The sequence below is a fragment of the Streptomyces sp. NPDC037273 genome (assembly GCF_055603625.1).
This window is the reverse complement of sequence record NZ_JBVJVO010000009.1, coordinates 69,809-87,874: the sequence shown is the minus strand read 5'-3', so window position 1 is coordinate 87,874 and position 18,066 is coordinate 69,809. Positions and strand designations below refer to the sequence as shown.

The 18,066-nt window shown below is 73.0% G+C and carries 14 protein-coding genes; 9 read left to right on the top strand and 5 right to left on the bottom strand.

Going from position 1 to position 18,066, the window contains the following annotated elements; genetic code table 11:
- Nucleotides 1-40: 40 nt before the first annotated feature.
- The 3 genes from ACZ7G1_RS23855 to ACZ7G1_RS23845 all read left to right on the top strand — a co-directional run bounded on the left by ACZ7G1_RS23855 (nt 41) and on the right by ACZ7G1_RS23845 (nt 5,301).
- Nucleotides 41-2,866 (top strand): DEAD/DEAH box helicase, encoded by a 2,826-nt coding sequence (locus ACZ7G1_RS23855; protein ID WP_470875722.1) that lies wholly within the window; start codon nt 41-43, stop codon nt 2,864-2,866.
- A 220-nt stretch (nt 2,867-3,086) separates the two neighbouring features.
- Nucleotides 3,087-4,475 carry a cytochrome P450 gene (locus ACZ7G1_RS23850; RefSeq protein WP_470875724.1) on the top strand — a complete coding sequence of 463 codons (1,389 nt, stop codon included), beginning with the start codon at nt 3,087-3,089 and terminating at the stop codon, nt 4,473-4,475.
- Between the two features lie 31 nt (nt 4,476-4,506).
- Nucleotides 4,507-5,301, top strand: a complete 795-nt coding sequence (locus ACZ7G1_RS23845) for a class I SAM-dependent methyltransferase (protein ID WP_470875726.1) — start codon at nt 4,507-4,509, stop codon at nt 5,299-5,301.
- A 36-nt stretch (nt 5,302-5,337) separates the two neighbouring features.
- On the opposite strand, the gene ACZ7G1_RS23840 is transcribed toward ACZ7G1_RS23845, so the two are convergent.
- Both ACZ7G1_RS23840 and ACZ7G1_RS23835 read right to left on the bottom strand, forming a co-directional pair.
- On the bottom strand, nt 5,338-5,796 hold the full coding sequence (locus ACZ7G1_RS23840; RefSeq protein WP_470875728.1) for an ABA4-like family protein: 459 nt from the start codon (nt 5,794-5,796) through the stop codon (nt 5,338-5,340).
- Nucleotides 5,793-6,776 carry a hypothetical protein gene (locus tag ACZ7G1_RS23835; RefSeq protein WP_470875730.1) on the bottom strand — a complete coding sequence of 328 codons (984 nt, stop codon included), beginning with the start codon at nt 6,774-6,776 and terminating at the stop codon, nt 5,793-5,795. Before ACZ7G1_RS23835 ends, ACZ7G1_RS23840 begins: the two co-directional genes overlap by 4 nt.
- Before the next feature lie 140 nt (nt 6,777-6,916).
- On the opposite strand from ACZ7G1_RS23835, the gene ACZ7G1_RS23830 reads away from it, so the two are divergent.
- Nucleotides 6,917-7,549 carry a MerR family transcriptional regulator gene (locus tag ACZ7G1_RS23830; protein WP_470875732.1) on the top strand — a complete coding sequence of 211 codons (633 nt, stop codon included), beginning with the start codon at nt 6,917-6,919 and terminating at the stop codon, nt 7,547-7,549.
- Nucleotides 7,550-8,800: 1,251 nt separating this feature from the next.
- Here ACZ7G1_RS23830 and ACZ7G1_RS23825 read toward each other — a convergent pair.
- Nucleotides 8,801-9,637: a siderophore-interacting protein gene (locus tag ACZ7G1_RS23825; RefSeq protein WP_470875734.1), complete on the bottom strand. Its 837-nt coding sequence runs from the start codon at nt 9,635-9,637 to the stop codon at nt 8,801-8,803.
- 109 nt (nt 9,638-9,746) lie between these two features.
- Entirely contained in the window at nt 9,747-10,682 is a 936-nt protein-coding gene (locus tag ACZ7G1_RS23820; protein WP_470875736.1) for a 5'-3' exonuclease, read from the bottom strand.
- Between the two features lie 703 nt (nt 10,683-11,385).
- Here ACZ7G1_RS23820 and ACZ7G1_RS23815 point away from each other — a divergent pair.
- From ACZ7G1_RS23815 to ACZ7G1_RS23800, 4 genes are all read left to right on the top strand, one after another.
- The gene (locus ACZ7G1_RS23815; protein ID WP_470875738.1) at nt 11,386-12,438 is read left to right on the top strand and encodes a quaternary amine ABC transporter ATP-binding protein; all 1,053 of its coding nucleotides are present in this window, start codon (nt 11,386-11,388) and stop codon (nt 12,436-12,438) included.
- Nucleotides 12,431-14,242, top strand: coding sequence for an ABC transporter permease/substrate binding protein (locus ACZ7G1_RS23810; RefSeq protein ID WP_470875740.1), 1,812 nt, complete (start codon nt 12,431-12,433; stop codon nt 14,240-14,242). The genes ACZ7G1_RS23815 and ACZ7G1_RS23810 overlap by 8 nt, the downstream gene beginning before the upstream one ends.
- 183 nt (nt 14,243-14,425) lie before the next feature.
- The gene (locus tag ACZ7G1_RS23805) at nt 14,426-14,983 is read left to right on the top strand and encodes a helix-turn-helix domain-containing protein (RefSeq protein WP_470875742.1); all 558 of its coding nucleotides are present in this window, start codon (nt 14,426-14,428) and stop codon (nt 14,981-14,983) included.
- Nucleotides 14,980-15,738 carry a helical backbone metal receptor gene (locus tag ACZ7G1_RS23800; RefSeq protein WP_470875744.1) on the top strand — a complete coding sequence of 253 codons (759 nt, stop codon included), beginning with the start codon at nt 14,980-14,982 and terminating at the stop codon, nt 15,736-15,738. Before ACZ7G1_RS23805 ends, ACZ7G1_RS23800 begins: the two co-directional genes overlap by 4 nt.
- Here ACZ7G1_RS23800 and ACZ7G1_RS23795 read toward each other — a convergent pair.
- Entirely contained in the window at nt 15,665-16,846 is a 1,182-nt protein-coding gene (locus ACZ7G1_RS23795; RefSeq protein WP_470875746.1) for a TDT family transporter, read from the bottom strand. The genes ACZ7G1_RS23800 and ACZ7G1_RS23795 overlap by 74 nt on opposite strands.
- A 70-nt stretch (nt 16,847-16,916) precedes the next feature.
- On the opposite strand from ACZ7G1_RS23795, the gene ACZ7G1_RS23790 reads away from it, so the two are divergent.
- Nucleotides 16,917-17,930, top strand: a complete 1,014-nt coding sequence (locus tag ACZ7G1_RS23790; protein ID WP_470875748.1) for a LysR substrate-binding domain-containing protein — start codon at nt 16,917-16,919, stop codon at nt 17,928-17,930.
- The last annotated feature ends 136 nt before the right edge of the window (nt 17,931-18,066 follow it).

Sequence of the window (18,066 nt, the reverse complement as noted above, 5' to 3'; positions counted from 1 at the left end):
CGCGTCACTGTCACAGGTGGCGGGTAGGCTCGACGACAAGATGACAGAGGACCTCACACCAGCCCAGGCATACGCGGCCGCCCTCGCGCGCAACGCCGAGCAGGCCACCGCGCTGGCCCCCTTCCGCGAGCTGTACGACTTCGACCTGGACCCGTTCCAGATCGAGGCCTGCCGTGCCCTCGAAGGGGGCAAGGGGGTACTGGTCGCCGCGCCCACGGGCTCCGGCAAGACCATCGTCGGCGAGTTCGCCGTCCACCTCGCCCTCACCCAGGGCCGCAAGTGCTTCTACACGACCCCGATCAAGGCGCTGTCGAACCAGAAGTACGCCGACCTGGTCAAGCGGTACGGCCCCGACAAGGTCGGCCTCCTCACCGGCGACAACAGCGTCAACGGCGACGCGCCGATCGTGGTCATGACCACCGAAGTCCTCCGCAACATGCTGTACGCGGGATCCCAGGCCCTCTCCGGCCTCGGATACGTGGTCATGGACGAGGTCCACTACCTCTCCGACCGCTTCCGCGGCGCGGTCTGGGAGGAAGTGATCATCCACCTCCCCGAATCCGTCACCCTCGTCTCACTCTCCGCGACCGTCTCCAACGCCGAGGAGTTCGGCGACTGGCTCGACACGGTCCGCGGCGACACCGAGGTCATCGTCTCCGAGAGCCGCCCCGTGCCGCTCTGGCAGCACGTCCTCGCCGGACGCCGGATGTACGACCTCTTCGAGGAGGAGACCGACCACGGCGGCCGCGGCTCCGCCCGCCGCGAGGTCAACCCCGACCTCATGCGCCTCGCCCGCACCGAGAACACGACCTACAACCCGCGCGACCGGCGCCGCGGCAAGATGGTCCGCGAGGCCGACCGCGAGCGCGAGCGCCGCCAGCGCTCCCGCATCTGGACCCCCGGCCGCCCCGAGGTCATCGAGCGCCTCGACGCCGAGGGGCTCCTGCCCGCCATCACCTTCATCTTCAGCCGCGCCGGCTGCGAGGCCGCCGTCCAGCAGTGCCTGTACGCCGGACTCCGCCTCAACAACGACGAGGGCCGGCTGCGGGTCCGCGAGATCGTCGAGGAGCGCACCGCCGCCATCCCCGCCGAGGACCTCCACGTCCTCGGCTACTACGAGTGGCTCGAAGCCCTGGAGCGGGGCATCGCCGCCCACCACGCGGGCATGCTCCCCACCTTCAAGGAGGTCGTCGAGGAGCTCTTCGTCCGCGGCCTCGTCAAGGCCGTCTTCGCGACCGAGACCCTCGCCCTCGGCATCAACATGCCCGCGCGCTCCGTCGTCCTCGAGAAGCTCGTCAAGTGGAACGGCGAGCAGCACGCCGACATCACCCCCGGCGAGTACACCCAGCTCACCGGCCGCGCCGGACGCCGCGGCATCGACGTCGAGGGCCACGCCGTCGTCCTCTGGCAGCGCGGCCTCGACCCCGACCACCTCGCCGGACTCGCCGGCACGCGCACGTACCCCCTGCGCTCCAGCTTCCGGCCCTCGTACAACATGGCGGTCAACCTCGTCGACCAGTTCGGCCGGCACCGCTCCCGCGAGCTCCTCGAGACCTCCTTCGCCCAGTTCCAGGCCGACCGCTCCGTCGTGGGCATCTCGCGCCAGGTCCAGAAGAACGAAGAGGGACTCCAGGGCTACCGCGAGGGCATGACCTGCCACCTCGGCGACTTCGAGGAGTACGCGCTGCTCCGCCGCGACCTCAAGGACCGCGAGACCGAACTGGCCCGCCAGGGCGCCGCCCAGCGCCGCGCCCAGGCCGCGAGCTCCCTGGAGAAGCTCAAGCCCGGCGACGTCATCCACGTCCCCACCGGCAAGTTCGCCGGCCTCGCCCTCGTCCTCGACCCCGGCATCCCGGCCGGCCGCACCAACGGCCACCGCGGCTTCGAGCACCACGACGGCCCGCGCCCCCTCGTCCTCACCGCCGAGCGGCAGGTCAAGAGGCTCGCCTCCATCGACTTCCCCGTCCCCGTCGAGGCGCTCGAGCGCATGAGGATCCCCAAGTCCTTCAACCCCCGCTCCCCGCAGTCCCGCCGCGACCTCGCCTCCGCCCTGCGCAGCAAGGCCGGGCACATCAACCCGGACCGCCACCACCGGCAGCGTTCCGCCGCCGCCGACGACCGCGAGATCGCCCGGCTGCGCACCGCGATCCGTGCCCACCCCTGCCACGGCTGCGACGAGCGCGAGGACCACGCCCGCTGGGCCGAGCGCTACCACCGCCTCCAGCGCGACACCCAGCAGCTGGAGCGGCGCATCGAAGGCCGGACCAACACGATCGCCCGCACCTTCGACCGGATCGTCGCGCTCCTCACCGAGCTCGACTACCTGCGCGGCGACGACGTCACCGACAACGGCAAGCGGCTCGCCCGGCTCTACGGCGAACTCGACCTGCTGGCCAGCGAATGCCTCCGCGACCGCGTCTGGGAGGGCCTCACCCCGCCCGAACTCGCCGCCTGCGTCTCCGCGCTGGTCTTCGAGTCCCGCCAGGCCGACGACGCCGTCGCGCCCAAGCTGCCCACCGGCAACGCCAAGGCGGCGCTCGGCGAGATGGTCCGCATCTGGGGCCGCCTCGACGCCCTCGAAGAGGAATTCAAGATCAACCAGGCCGAGGGCGTCGGCCAGCGCGAACCCGACCTCGGCTTCGCCTGGGCCGCCTACCAGTGGGCCTCCGACAAGAGCCTCGACGAGGTCCTCCGCGAGGCCGAGATGCCCGCGGGCGACTTCGTCCGCTGGTGCAAGCAGGTCATCGACGTCCTCGGACAGATCGCCGCCGCCGCCCCCAAGGAGAACAGCACGGTCGCCAAGAACGCCCGCAAGGCCGTCGACTCGCTGCTCCGCGGCGTCGTCGCCTACAGCTCGGTGGGCTGACGGTTCGTCGGTACGTGTGAGGGGCCCGCGGCGCTGGTGCGCGGCGGGCCCCTCGGCCTTCTCCGGCGTTCTCTGGCGCTTTCCGGCGTGCTTCGGGGCTCTCCGGCGCTCTTCGGGGCGAGTTGTCCACAGGCCGTCGTCCACAGGGCTGGCGCCCGGGCGGACCCTTCCGCTTGCATGGACTCGTACACGAGGACTGTGAGTTGGGGAGGGGACGTACGTGACCACGCAAGCCGGTCCCGACGCCGGGACACGCGCGACGCAGCCGACCGCGACGATCGCCGAAGGCCCCCGGGGAGTGCCGCTCCTCGGGAACCTGCCCGCGTTCGGCAGGGACCCCCTCGCCTTCTTCGAACAGCTCAGGAGCCGAGGGGACTTCGTCCGCTGGCGCTTCGGCCGCGGCCCCGCCCTCTTCATCGCCCACCCCGACACCATCGGCGAACTCCTCACCGAGGTCGAGCGCACCTTCGACCAGCCCGACCTCGGCATCGCCTTCCGCACCCTCCTCGGGAACGGCGTCGTCGTCGCCAAGGGCGCCGACTGGCGGCGCAAGCGCTCCCTGGTGCAGCCCTCCGTCCGGCCCAAGCAGGTCCGCTCCTACGCCGCGACGATGACCGAGTGCGCCGTCGCCCTCGCCGACCGCTGGGCCGACGGACAGCACATCGACATCAAGAAGGAGATGGCCGCCCTCACCCAACTCGTCGCCGTCCGCACCATCTTCGGCGTCGACACCGCCGCGGACGCCGAGTCCATCGGCCGGGCCATGGACATCGCGCAGCAGGAGATCGGCGCCGAGTTCAGCGGCATCGGCGCCATCCTCCCCGACTGGATCCCCACCCCCGGCCGCGCCCGCATCAAGCGCGCCACCGCCGTCATCGACGCCGAGGTCTCCCGGGTCGTCTCCCGCCACCGCGACGGCGACACCGAACGCCCCGACCTCCTCAGCCGCCTCCTCGCCGCCCGCGACGAGACCGGCGCCAGCCTCTCCGACCAGGAGATCCGCGACGAGACCGTCACCCTCTACATCGGCGGCCACGAGACCACCAGCTCCACCCTCGTCTGGGCCTGGTACCTGCTCTCCCACAACCCCCGGGTCCGCGAGGCCCTCACCGAGGAACTCGACCGGGTCCTCACCGACCACGAACCCGGCTACGACGACTACGCCGCCCTGCCCTACACCCAGGCGGTCATCAAGGAGACCCTCCGCCTCTACCCCACGATCTGGCTCATCACCGGCATCGCCAAGGAAGGCGCCACCCTCGGCGGCACCCCCGTCCCCGCCGGCACCCGCGTCTGGTCCAGCCAGTGGGCCACCCACCGCGACCCCCGCTGGTACGGCGACGCCGACACCTTCCGGCCCGAGCGCTGGCTCACCGGGGACGACGGCGAACCCGCCGAGCAGATACCCGAGTACGCCTGGTTCCCCTTCGGCGGCGGCCCCCGCGTCTGCCTCGGCACCCGCTTCGCCCTCGTCGAAGCCGTCCTCGTCCTCGCCGTCCTCGCCCGCCGCTACCACCTGGACGTCACCGCCGACGAGATACGCCCCGTCCCCAGCCTCACCCTCCAGCCGGACCGCGAGGTCCACGCCACGGTCCGGGCCCGGGGCTGACGCGACGGAGACGCCTGGCTATCGTCTCCGAATGGCACAAGATCACGACAAGTTCGACACCGCGATGGCCACCTGGCAGGAATGGCAGGAGGCCCCGTGGGGCCGCCTCCGCTACACGCTCGCCGAGACCAACCTGCTCCGCCACCTCGACGACGGCCCGCCCCTCCGCGTCCTCGACCTCGCGGGCGGCGACGGCGGTGACGCCCTCCGGCTCGCCGCCCGCGGCCACCACGTCACCATCGTCGACCTCGCCCCCGCCATGCTGGCCGCCGCCGAGACCCGGGCCGCCGACAGCGGCCTGACCGAACGGGTCACCTGCGTCCGCGCCGACGTCCACGCCCTGCCCGCGGACCTCGCCGCCGGCGCCTTCGACGTCGTGCTCTGCCACAACCTCCTCCAGTACGTCGACGACGTCCCCGGCACCCTCGCCGCCGCCCTCACCCCGCTCAAACCCGGCGGCCTCTTCTCCGTCATGGCGATCAACCGCCACTCCGCCCCCCTGGTGACCGCCGTCCGCCGCCTCGACCCCGCCGCCGCCCTCGCCGCCCTCACCACCGACCGCCTCCGCAACGACATGTTCGACTCCGACCTCACCCTCCACACCGCCGAGGAGATCACCCCCGTCCTCACCTCCCTCGGCTGCCACGACATCCACCACTACGGCATCCGCACCTTCTGCGACTACCTCACCGACGACGCCCTCAAATCCGACCCCACCTACTACTCCCACCTCGAACGCCTCGAACTGGCCACCACCGCCCTCCCCCCATACACCCACACCGCCCGCCTCTTCCAACTCACGGGCCGCACGCGCGCCACTGGCTGACGGGGTGGCCCGTCAGCCGGGCGGCCCGGCATCAGGTCATGCGGGAACCGTGGCGGAGAGCGCTCCGGGGCGTCCGGCGCGGCGGCCGTACACGGCCCGGAGGACGAGGAAGAGGGGGAGGGCAACGGGGGACAGGAGGATGGTCAGGACGAGCAAGGGGGACATGAGGAGCGGAGAGACGGCCAGTCGGCGGGACTCCCGGTACATCCACTGGCCGAGGAGCAGGTCCCAGGCGAGGACCTGGGCCCAGAGGGCGGCGGCGCCGTTCGCGAGGGCGGTCAGGTCGCGGAAGGTGTCGATGTCGGGGCTGCTGACCGCGGTCCAGAGTTGGGGCAGGACGGGGACGGCGAGTACGGCCCAGAGGGCGAGCAACGGAAGGACGGTGAGGGGGGAGGCGGCGACGCGCTCGGTGATCCGCCTGTGCGGGGCGAAGATCATGAGCAGCCAGACGGGCGCCGCCAGGAGAAAGGCCAGCTCGAAGAGGAAGCCGGTCATGCCGAGACCTCCTCGGTGCGCTTCGGGGGCGGGGTGGAGGAGGTGGGAGAGGTGGGGGTGGTGCGGAGGGAGAGGGCGGTGGCTGTGGTGGTGAGGAGGGTGATGACGGCGAGGGTGGTGAGGGTGGCGCTGTCGGGGGAGAGGAGGGCCTGGCCGCGGAGGGCCTGCCAGGTGAGGAGGGTGAAGACCGCGGTGTAGGCGCCGGCGGCGGTGAGGGTGAGGCGGAGGCGGACGCGGTCGTCGGCGAGGCGGGTGAAGCGGGGGGCCAGGGCGGCGAGGAGGAGCAGGAGGAGGGGGAGGAGCTGGAGGGCGTGCATGCCGAAGAAGTGGGGGACGCGGAGGTCGCCGCCCGTGGTGGACCAGCCGGTCAGGGGCATGGACGGACCGCCGTCGGGGACGCCCACGCTGTGGGCGCCGTTGATCGGGGGCTCGTCGGTCGTGAGCTGCTCCGGCGTCGGGCGGACCATCAGGAAGCCAACGGCGGCGCCCGCGAGGGCGATCAGCGAGGAGAGGCGGACCGCCCAGGCGGTGGCGCGGTCGAGGATCCTGGCACGGAGCAGGAGCACCGCGATCGTGAGCGCGCCGAGCCAGAGGACGGCGACCGTGGCGCCCATGACCTGGAAGACGGCCGCGTCGAAGGGAGTCGCCTGGTTGAAGTGGCTCTGCGTGCCGCGGACCACCTGAAGGGTGATCAGCACCATCTCGATCACGCTGGCCACGGCCACCACCGTGCCGGCCCACCAGCCGATCCGGTGCGCCCGCGGCAGCGGCGCGAGCAGTGAGAGCATCCACGCGAGCGACAGCCCGTACGCGATGAACGACAGCGAGAACTTGAGCGGCTTGGTCCAGATCGGGACGCCGACCAGTATCCGGTCGTCCACGACCAGGCCGACCGCGGAGACGACCGCGAGGACCCCCATCGAGGCGGCGAACCAGACCAGCGGGCGGTGCAGACGGGCGAGCGGGTGCGTTAAGGACATGTGATCCCCCGTGGAAAGCCGTGACTACATGGATAGTTGGGCTATGGATAGTGGCACTAGCCACTATCTGATAGCGCCACTATCTATGATGGGTACGTCGGTCGGCAAGGCCGGAGAAGGATCGGGAAGGTGAACACGCGTTGCGCATCGGAGAGTTGAGCCGCAGGACCGGGGTGTCCGTACCGACGATCAAGTTCTACGTACGGGAAGGTCTGCTCCCGGCCGGGGAGTTGACGAGCCCCAACCAGGCCTCGTACGCCGAGACGCACGTACAGCGCCTCCGCCTGATCCGGGCCCTCCTCGACGTGGGCGGCCTCTCCGTCGCCGGAATCCGAAGCGTCATCGAGGCCGTCGACGACCCCGACCGCCCCGTCCACCACGTACTCGGCACAGCCGCCAGCCGCATGGTCCCCCGCTACGACCGAGAACCGGGCGACGGCCTCGACGAAGCACGGCGCAAGGTCCAGGCCCTGCTCGCCGAACGCGGCTGGCACACCGGAGCCAACAGCCTCGCCTCCGAGGCACTCGCGACAGCCCTCGCCGCCCTCGAAGAAGTCGGCCACGGCGCCTTCGCCGAAGTCCTCGACGTCTACGCCGACGCCGCCCAACTCGTCGCCCGCGCCGACCTCGAATACGTCGCCCGCCACGTCGCCCGCGAACAACTCGTCGAAAGCACCGTCGTCGGCACCGTCCTCGGCGACGCCATCTTCTCCGCCCTCCGCCGCATGGCCCAGGTCGACGCCTCAGACCGCCTCTTCGGCGAGGCCCGGTAGGGGGCCCGGTCCGGGGGCCGCGGCCCCCGGCCCTAACCTCCGGCCGCTGGCCCTGACGCCCCCGGGCCTCCGGCCGCTGGCCCCGGCCCCTGGCCCGGCCCCGGCCCCTGGCCCTGGCCCGGCCCTGGCCCCTGGCCCGGCCCTGGCCCCTGGCCCGGCCCCAGGCCTTGGCTTCTGGCCTTGGTCCTGATCCCCGGGGGGCCTCCGGCCCTGTTGTTGGCCGCTGGCCCCTGGCCCCGGCCTCCGGCTCCGGCTTCCGGCCTCCGTGCCCCGGCTCTTGGTGCCGGCTTCCGGCCCTTGGCTCGTGGCCCTGACTCCCGGCGGAGCCTCTGACCCTGTTGTCGGCCGCCGGAACTCCCTGCCCCGGCTCCCGGCCTCCGTGCCACGGCTCTTGGCGCCGGCCTCCCGGCCTCCGGCCCTCGGGCCTGGCCTCGGGCCCCGGCTTCCGGCCTCCGTGCCCCGGCTCTTGGCACCGGCTTCCGGCCGCCGGCTCTTGGCTCGTGGCCCTGACCCCGGCGGAGGCTCTGACCCTGTCGTCGGCCGCCGGGCTTCCGTGCCTGCGTGCCCCGGCTCCTGGCCTCCGGCCATTGGCCCCGGCTCTCAGCCTCCGTGCCCCGGCTCTTGGCGCCGGCCTCCCGGCCTCCGGCCCTTGGCCCTCCGGCCCCGGCTCCCGGCCTCCGGCTCCCGGCTTCCGGCCCCTGGCCCTTGGCTCTGGCCCCCGGCGGAGCCTCTGACCTTGTCGCTGGCCGCCGGGCCGCCGGGCCCCGGCTCCCGGACTCGGCCTCCGGTCCTTGTTCCTTGGCCCTGGTCCGGCGCGGGCCACTGGCCCCGGCCACCGGCCCTCGGCTCCGGCCCTGCCCCCCGGGGAGCCTCTGGCCCTGTCTGCGGCTGCCGGCCCCGGCCCAGCCTCGGGACCTCCGGCCCCAGCCTCTGGGGGCGCCCCGGCTCCCGGCCTCGAGCCTCTGGCCCCGACCCTGGGGCTCCTGGCCCTGTCTGCTGGCCACCGGCTACCGGCCTCAGCCTCCGAGGGCCCGGGCTCCCGGCCTCTCCGGGCCCCTGGCCTGGCCCCTGGCCCGGCCCCTGGCCTCAGTCCCGGCCTCCGGCCCTCCCAGCCCCGAGGTCCTCCCGGCCCCAGGGGAGAAACCCCTTCAGGGGTAGGTGCCCTGGGGTGCTGGGGGAGCCCGTCAGGGAATGGTGAAGGGGCGGGGTGGGCGCCGTGGTGGCGTCCGGCCCGCCCCTTGGTGGGAGGTGTCAGTTTTCCTGTTCGCGTTCTACCTGTTCGTTCCATTCGCGCTTGATGGCGCGCCAGGCTTCGTCGGACTTGCCGAGGCGCCAGTAGCCGGAGATGGAGAGGCGGTCGCGGGGGATGTCGCGGTCGAGGCGGAGGTGGCGGCGGAGGTCCTTGACGAAGCCGGCTTCGCCGTGGACGAAGGCGTGGACGGCGCCGGGGGGGAAGGGGAGGGCGCGGACGGCTTCGACGAGGGATTCGCCGACCGGGCGGTCGCCGCGGTGGAGCCAGGTGACGTCGATGCCGGACGCGGTGGCGAACTTCTGCTCTTCGGTGCTGTCCGGCACTTCGATGAAGGCGTGGACCTGGGAGCCGGCGGGCAGGCGCTCCAGGGCGACGGCGATGGCGGGGAGTGCGCTCTCGTCGCCCACGAGGAGGTGCCAGTCGGCGGCCGGGTCGGGCGTGTAGCCGCCGCCGGGGCCGAGGAAGCGCACGGTGTCGCCGGGCTGGGCGCGCGCGGCCCAGGGGCCGGCGAGGCCCTCGTCGCCGTGGACGACGAAGTCGACGGTGAGTTCGTGGTGCACGGCGTCCCAGGCCCGCACGGTGTAGGTGCGGGTCGTGGGCCACTGCTCCCGGGGGAACTCCGCGCGGATCTGCTCCATGTCGAACGGCTCCGGGTAGGCGACGCCCTCCGGGGCGAAGAGCAGCTTGACGTAGTGGTCGGTGTAGTCGCCGGCCTCGAAGGCTTCGAGGCCGGGGCCGCCCAGGACCAGTCGCACCATGTGCGGCGTGATCCGCTCGGTGCGCACCACACGCGCTTCGGTGGCCTTCGGTGCCTTGCGGGCCGGCTGCTCTGCCACGAGGGGCTCTCCTGACTCTGCGTACTTAGGTATGCCTAAGCTAGCACCTCGGCGTGACGCACCGCAGGCCCCCGTCCCACCTTGGCGCACGGGCGCCGGTGGATGCCCCTCAGCGCCGCTCAAGCACCGGCAGCAGTCGGCTCACCGCCCCGCCGAGGTTCCAGCGCTTCACCAGGGCGTCGAGGGCGGCCGGGTCGCGGGGGGCCGAGGGCAGCGACGGGTCGAAGTCGGGGAGGGGGACGTTTCCGGCGACGCGGACCACGGTGGGGGCCACGTTCAGGTAGGCGGCGGCCTCGACGATTCCCCGGCGCTTGGCGGGCGTCAGCTTGGACGTACGGTCCTCGGCTGCGGCGCGTACGCCGGAGAGGTCGCCGTACTCGGTGATCAGCTGGGCGGCCGTCTTCTCGCCGATGCCCTTGACGCCGGGCAGCCCGTCGCTCGCGTCGCCGCGGAGCGCCGCGAAGTCCGCGTACTGGTCGGGGCGTACGCCGTATTTGTCGGTGATGAGCTGGGCGTCCACCAGGTCGCAGTCCCCGACGCCCTTCCGCGGGTACAGGACGCGCACCGCGCGGGCGTCGTCGACCAGCTGGAAGAGGTCGCGGTCGCCGGTGACGATGTCCACCGGGCCGGTGGCGCGCCTGGCCAGGGTGCCGATGACGTCGTCCGCCTCGTATCCCGCGGCGCCGACCCGGGCGATGCCCAGCGCGGCGAGCACCTCCTCGATCACCGGGACCTGCGGGGAGAGGGTGTCCGGGATCTCCTCCTCGTCCGGGCCGGTCTCCGTCTCGACGGCCACCCGGTGGGCCTTGTACGAGGGGATGAGGTCCACCCGCCACTGCGGCCGCCAGTCCTCGTCCCAGCAGGCCACCAGGTCGTCGGGGCGGTGGTCCTGGACGAGCCGGGTGATGAAGTCGAGCAGCCCGCGGACGGCGTTCACCGGGGTGCCGTCCGGCGCGCGGACCGAGTCCGGGACGCCGAAGTAGGCGCGGAAGTACAGGCTGGCGGTGTCGAGGAGCATCAAACGTCGGGTCACCCGCCCGATCATGCCGCACGACACCGACAGAGCCCCGTCACCGACAGAGCCCCGTCACCGACAGACCGGACCCTCCGGCCCAGGCCGGAGCCGCCCCCGACCGTTCGGTGCCCCATCGACTGCTCGGTGCCTCGGTGCCTCGGTGCCCCGGTGCCCCGGTGTCTCGGTGCCCCGGTGCCCCGGTGCCCCGGTGCCCCGGAGATCCGGCGCCTCGGCGCCGCGGAGCTCCAGTGCCCCCGGGGCCCGAGTGCCCCAGACCTCTGGAACCCCGGCCTTCCCTGGACCCCGGCCCCGGCCCCGGCCCCGGCCCCGGCCCCGGCCCCGGACCCGGACCCGGACCCGGGCCGGACCTCGGACCCCGCCCCATGGACCTCGCCCCCGAGACCCCCAGCCCCCGGGCTCCCGCCCCCCCCCGAGCCCCTCGCGACCTCGAAGCCCAAGAGCGCACCCCGCCCCGAAGCGCCCCCCAAGCACCCCAGAGCCCCCACCCCGAAGCCCCCAACCACCAACCACCCCCACCCCCCCCCAGTGACCCGTGTCACCTTTGCGTTTGCACCCAGTGAAGGCGGGCAGGCGGGGGGCCGGAGCGGACCCGGTGCGGGATTCGAGAAGGAATCTTGTGTGTGTGACGGGGTGCGGGCAGATCCCGCTCGCTCCACGGCCGGGCCGCGCGGGGGTGGTGGGGCCGTTTTTCGTTGCTACCCGTGAGGTGTATGTGTCCAGGCTTCAGGCCGATCATCTGTACAAGGTGTTCGGAAGACGACCCGAGGAAGCGGTCCGCAGGTTGGTGGATGGCGCTGACCGGGAGGAACTGCGGGGGGAGGGGGCGACGGCGGCGGTCGTGGACGCGGGGTTCACGGTCGAGGCGGGGCAGATCTTCGTGGTGATGGGTTTGTCGGGTTCGGGGAAGTCGACCCTGCTGCGCATGTTGAACGGTCTGCTCGAACCGACGGCGGGCCGGGTGCTCTTCGATGGTCGTGATCTCACGGCGCTTTCTCCGCGCGAGCTGAGGGACGTTCGTGCGCGCAAGATCAGCATGGTGTTCCAGCACTTCGCGCTGTTTCCGCACCGGAATGTGCTGGAGAACGCGGCGTACGGGCTTGAGGTGCAGGGGGTCGCGCGTGCCGAGCGGGAGGCGCGGGCGGCCGAGGCACTGGAGCTGTGTGGGCTCGGGGGGTGGGAGGAGTCGTGGCCGGATGAGCTGTCCGGCGGGATGCAGCAGCGCGTGGGGCTTGCTCGGGCGCTTGCGACGGACGCGGATCTGTTGCTCATGGACGAGTCGTTCAGCGCGTTGGACCCGCTGATCCGCCGGGACATGCAGGATCAGCTGCTGGTGCTTCAGCAGCGGCTGAAGAAGACGATCGTCTTCATCACGCATGACCTCAATGAGGCGATGCGGATCGGCGACCGGATCGCTGTCATGCGCGACGGGCGGATCGTGCAGCTCGGCACGGCGGAGGACATCCTCGTCCGTCCTGCGGACGACTACGTCGCCTCCTTCATACAGGACGTCGACCGCTCTCGGGTGCTCACCGCCTCCGCTGTCATGACGGAGGGCGTCCCGGCGGAGGGCTGTGCCGCGGACTGCGCGTGCCGGGCCGTCGGGCCCGACACGCTCGTGGCCGAGCTGTGTGCCGTGGCGGCCTTGGCTCCGCATCCGGTGACCGTGGAGGACGTGGACGGCACGGTGCTCGGAGTCGTACCGAGGGACAGGCTGCTGGAAGTCATGGGCGGGCTGGCGAAGGAGGAGGTGACCGCCGGTGCCTAGGCTTCCCCTCGGTGAGTGGGTCGACGGCTCCGTCGACTGGCTCCAGGTGCATCTCTCGTGGCTGTTCGACGCGGTCAGCTCGGGTGTCACCGGGCTGTACGACGGGATCGACGCGGTTCTCTCGGCACCTCAGCCGCTGCTTTTCGCGGGCATCCTCGCCGTCGTCGCCTGGTGGTTGCGCGGTCTTTCCGCCGCGGTCCTGGCCTTCGCCGGGTTCGCCGTGGTGGATTCGGTGCAGCTGTGGGACGAGGCGATGGCGACGCTGTCGCTGGTGCTGGTGTCGACCCTCGTCACGCTGCTGATCGCCGTACCGCTCGGGATCTGGGCGGCCCGCTCGAAGTCCGTGTCGGCGGTGCTGCGGCCGGTCCTCGACTTCATGCAGACCATGCCGGCGATGGTCTATCTGATCCCCGGCATCATCTTCTTCGGCGTCGGTGTCGTCCCCGGCATCATCGCCACCATCGTCTTCGCCCTGCCTCCGGGCGTCCGGATGACCGAGCTCGGGATCCGGCAGGTCGACGGCGAACTGGTCGAGGCGGCCGAGGCGTTCGGCACCACGCCGCGCAACACCCTGCTGCGGGTCCAGCTGCCGCTCGCGCTGCCGACGATCATGGCGGGCGTCAACCAGGTCATCATGCTCGGCCTCTCGATGGTCGTCATCGCGGGCATGGTCGGCGGCGGCGGGCTCGGCGGCGCGGTCTACCGGGCCATCGGCAACGTCGACATCGGCCTCGGCTTCGAGGCCGGCCTCTCCATCGTCGTCCTCGCCATGTACCTGGACCGGATGACGGGCGCGCTGGGCCGGCAGGTCTCCCCGCTGGGCCGCCGCGCCGCCGCCAAGGCGCGCGCCGCGCTGAGCGCCAAGCGGCCCGGTGCCAAGCTGTGGGCCCACCGCCCGCAGCCCGTCACGGCTCTGGTCGGCGTCGTCGTCCTCGCCCTCGTCGCAGGAGGCACGGGCTTCCTCGGCGGCTCCGGCGCGACCAGCGCGAGCGCTTCGGGGCCGAACGGCGGCCACGGCAAGAAGGTCAGCATCGGCTACATCCCGTGGGACGAGGGCATCGCCTCCACGTACCTGTGGAAGGAACTCCTGGAGCGGCGCGGCTACGAGGTCGAGACCAAGCAGCTGGAGGCGGGCGCCCTCTACACCGGCCTGGCCGGCGGGCAGCTCGACTTCCAGACCGACGCCTGGCTGCCCGTGACGCACGAGCAGTACTGGAAGAAGTACCAGAACAAGCTGGAGGACCTCGGCTCCTGGTACGGGCCCACCTCCCTGGAGCTCTCCGTCCCCTCGTACGTGAAGGGCGTCGACTCGCTCGCCGACCTCAAGGGCAAGGCGGGGCAGTTCAAGGGCCGGATCGTCGGCATCGAGCCGAGCGCCGGGATGATGGGCATCCTGAAGGACAAGGTCCTCAAGGAGTACGGCCTCGACGGCGAGTACCAGGTCGTCGACGGCTCCACGCCGGGCATGCTCGCCGAGCTGAAGCGCGCGTACGACCGCAAGGAACCGGTCGTCGTGACCCTCTGGTCGCCGCACTGGGCCTACTCCGCGCACGACCTGAGGAAGCTCGCCGACCCGAAGGGCTCCTGGGGTAAGGGGGACGGTGTCCACACCCTCGCCCGCAAGGGCTTCGCCGCCGAGAACCCGGAGGTCGGCGCCTGGCTGAAGGACTTCGAGCTGACCGAGAAGCAGCTCACGGACCTCGAAGCGGTCATCCAGGAGACCGGTAAGGGCAAGGAGCAGCAGGCGGTCCGCACCTGGCTGGACCGCACCCCCGGCCTCGCGGAGAAGCTCGCCCCGCGGTAGCGGCCGGAGACCGCCCGACGGGCGGTGCGTGACTGCTGTCCGAAAAGGTGTGGTCGCCGAGTGTGCTCGGCGACCACACCTTTCGCACACGACGAGAAACCCTGCCCCAAAGCTGCGTAAGGTTCAGGTAACCGACCGGTACACCGGTGCGAGAGACCGACCAGTACGAGGGAGGGAGCCGACATGGACGAGAAGGAAGCACCCCGCGTGGGCGCGGCCGTCAAGAGGCGCCGGAGAGCGCTCCAGCTCACCCTGGCCGTCGTCTCCGCCCGCAGCGGCCTCTCCGTGCCCTTCCTCAGCCAGGTCGAGAACGACCGGGCCCGCCCGAGCCGCCGCTCCCTCGAACTCGTCGCCGAGGCGCTGGAGACGACGGCCGGCGAACTCCTCGCCGCAGCCGAGGCCTCCCGCACCGTCGACGTCGTACGGTCCGGCGAGCGCGCCCCCGACCCGGCCATGCCCGCCGGCATCCGGCAGCTCGTCCGGGGCCGACACCAGCTGCACGCCCTGGAGTTCACCGGCGAACAGGACGCCGGACGCGAGTTCCAGCACCGCAACGACGAACTGCTCTACGTCGTCGACGGCGCCGCCGAGGTCGAGGCCGAGGGACGCGCCTACCGGCTCGGCCGCGGCGACACCCTCTACCTCTCCGGCGGGGTACGGCACCGCTGGCGGGCCACCGAGCCCGGCACCCGGCTGCTCGTCGTCGCCGTCGCCGAGCACGTCGAGGCCGAGGAGGAGTGACCGCAGGTACGAGGGCACTCCCGAGGGTCGTCTCCCTCGTGCCGTCGCTCACCGAGGCGGTCGCCGTGACCCTGCCCGGCTCCCTCGTCGGCGCGACGGACTGGTGCACCCACCCGGCGGGCCTCGCCGTCGCCCGCGTCGGCGGCACCAAGAACCCCGACGTCACCGCGATCACCGCACTCCGCCCCGACCTCGTCCTCGCCAACGAGGAGGAGAACCGCGCACCCGACATCGCCGCGCTCCGGGCCGCCGGCGTCGACGTCCTCGTCACCACCATCCGCACCCTCGACCAGGGTCTGCGGGAACTGGAACGGGTCCTCGCCGCCTGCGGCGCGCCCCGGCGGCCCCGCTGGCTCGACGAGGCCGAAGCCGCCTGGGAGGCCGTCACACCGGTGGGACCCGGACCGGGCGGCGTGCCGCTCACCGCCGTCGTGCCCATCTGGCGCCGCCCGTGGATGGTCCTGGGACAGGACACCTTCGCCGGTGACCTGCTGGCCCGGCTCGGTGTCCGGAACCTGTACGCCGACCATCCCGAGCGCTATCCCCGGCTGCCGCTCGACGAACTCCGCGCCGCCGCCCCCGACCTCGTCGTCCTGCCCGACGAGCCCTACCGCTTCACCCGCGACGACGGCCCCGAGGCCTTCCCCGGGACCGCCGCGGCGCTCGTCGACGGACGCCTGCTCACCTGGTACGGGCCGTCACTGGCCGAGGCCCCGCGGGCGCTGACCCGGGCGCTGCGAGCAGCGCTCCGCTGACCAGCCCGCGCGCCGTGTGGAACCCGGCCACCAGCCAGGCCGCGACGAGGAACACGTACAGCCCGATCGCCAGCCACCGGAAGGCGGCGAGCCCGGTGTGCTGCGCCAGTCCCTCGGCTCCGGTCACGCAGGTCCCGACGGGGAAGGTGAACGCCCAGAACGTCATCGCGAAGCCCATGCCCCGCCGCCGCGCCCGCAGCACCATCGCCCCGGCCAGCGCCAGCCACATCAGGGCGAAGCCCATGACGGGCACGCCGTAGAGGACCGCGAAGGCGGAGAAGCCATGGGCGTACGTGTCGGACAGCACGCCCTGGGCCGCGTCGGCGAACTTGTTCGCGGCGGTCGTCGACTGGCCCAGGGGCCCGAGGACCAGGAACAGGGTGGGGGTCAGCGCGAGGGGCAGCGGACCCCCGGTCACCAGCCGGCCGAAGACCAGGGGCAGCATCACCAGGGTGGCGAGGAGGCTGATCCCGAACATCGCGTAGCAGGCGACGAGCAGGGTCTGCTGGGCCTGGCCGGCGGGCAGGTGGGGCACGAGCAGGGGGCCGAGGGCGGCGGAGACCATGGGGGCGACGACCGGCAGCAGCCACACGGGCGAGGCGCTCTCGATCTTGTGGTGCACGACCATCAGGTACGGGATCGCCACGGCGGCAGCCAGGCCGATCACGGTTCCGGCGGTGAAGAGGACGGTGTCGATCGCGACGGCGGCGGGGAGGCCGATCCAGTCCTGGCCCACGATCATCGTGCCGCCGCCGACGGCGAGCAGGGCCATCGACAGGCAGCCGTAGAAGGGCGCCATCGCGGGGTCCAGGAGGTGGGCGCGGGCCTGGTCGCGGTGGTGGGCCCAGTGCAGGGCCCGGGCGGAGAGCAGGACGATCAGCATCGCGAGGGACAGCGCCCACACGGCCGTGCAGAGGGTACGGAGCCCGGGGACGTCCACCGGGAGCGTGGCGCCCGCGTTGGCGATGATCGCCGTCCCCATGACGGAGGCGTACCAGTTGGGTCCGAGGTGACGGACGGAACGGGCCGGAGCGGCCGGCCGTGCACCGGGGGTGGTGGTGCCGAGGACCGGGCGGGGGGCCGAGCGGGGTGTTGCGAGGCTTGCCATGCCTCCACCGTCGTCCTCTTCCGCCGCCCCCACCAGGGATCATGCGGCTATGACGTCATAAGCTGGCCTTATGAGCAGGGAGACGCGGGGGCCGGCAGGGGCGAACGGGGGCACGGGCGCGCGCGGGCCGGTGGGGGAGCAGGGCCCGCCGGGTGCGCGGGGTGAGGCCGGTGGGGACGTCCGGGCGCCGCTCTCGCATCGGGTGCCCGATCTGGGGGCGCTCGAACTGCTGCTCGCCGTCGCCCGGCACGGAAGTCTCGGTGCGGCCGCGCGCGAGGTGGGGATCACCCAGCCCGCCGCGAGCAGCCGGATCCGCTCCATGGAGCGGCAGCTCGGGGTGGCCCTGGTCGACCGCTCGCCGCGCGGCTCGCGGCTCACCGACGCGGGCGCGCTCGTGACGGACTGGGCCCGGCGGATCGTGGAGGCCGCGGAGGCCTTCGACGTCGGCGCGCAGGCGCTGCGCGGGCGCCGTGACTCCCGGCTCCGGGTGGCCGCGTCCATGACGATCGCCGAGTACCTGCTGCCCGGCTGGCTGATCGCGCTCCGCACGCAGCGCCCGGACACCGCCGTGTCGCTCCAGGCCGGCAACTCGGCGGCCGTGGCCGAACGCCTCTTCGCGGGCGACGCCGACGTCGGCTTCGTCGAAGGCCTCGCCGTACCCGACGGCCTCGACGGCGTCGTCGTCGCCCACGACCGGCTCGTCCTCGTCGTCGCGCCCTCCCACCCCTGGGCCCGCCGCCGGGCCCCGCTCGACCCGGCCGAACTCGCCGCGACCCCGCTCGTCCTGCGCGAACGCGGCTCCGGCACCCGCCAGGTCCTCGACGCGGCCCTCGCCGCCCACGGCGGCCTCGCCCAGCCCCTCCTGGAACTCGCCTCCACCACCGCGGTGAAGGCCGCCGCGGTGAGCGGGGCGGGTCCCGCGGTCCTGAGCGAGCTCGCCATCGCGGAGGAGCTGTCCTCGCGCCGGCTGGTCGGCATTCCGGTGGAGGGGGTGCGCCTGCGTCGCGACCTGCGGGCGGTGTGGCCCGCGGGCCACCGGCCCACGGGACCCGCCCGTGACCTGCTGTCCCTGACACGGGGGTGACCGGGTCGGGGGCGGGGGGGGGGGGGGGGGGGGGGGAGGGGACGAGGGGGGGGGGGGGGGGGGGGGGGGGGGGGGGGGGCGGGGGGGTGGGGGGGGGGGGGGGGGGGGGGGGGGGGGGGGGGGGGGGGGGGGGGGT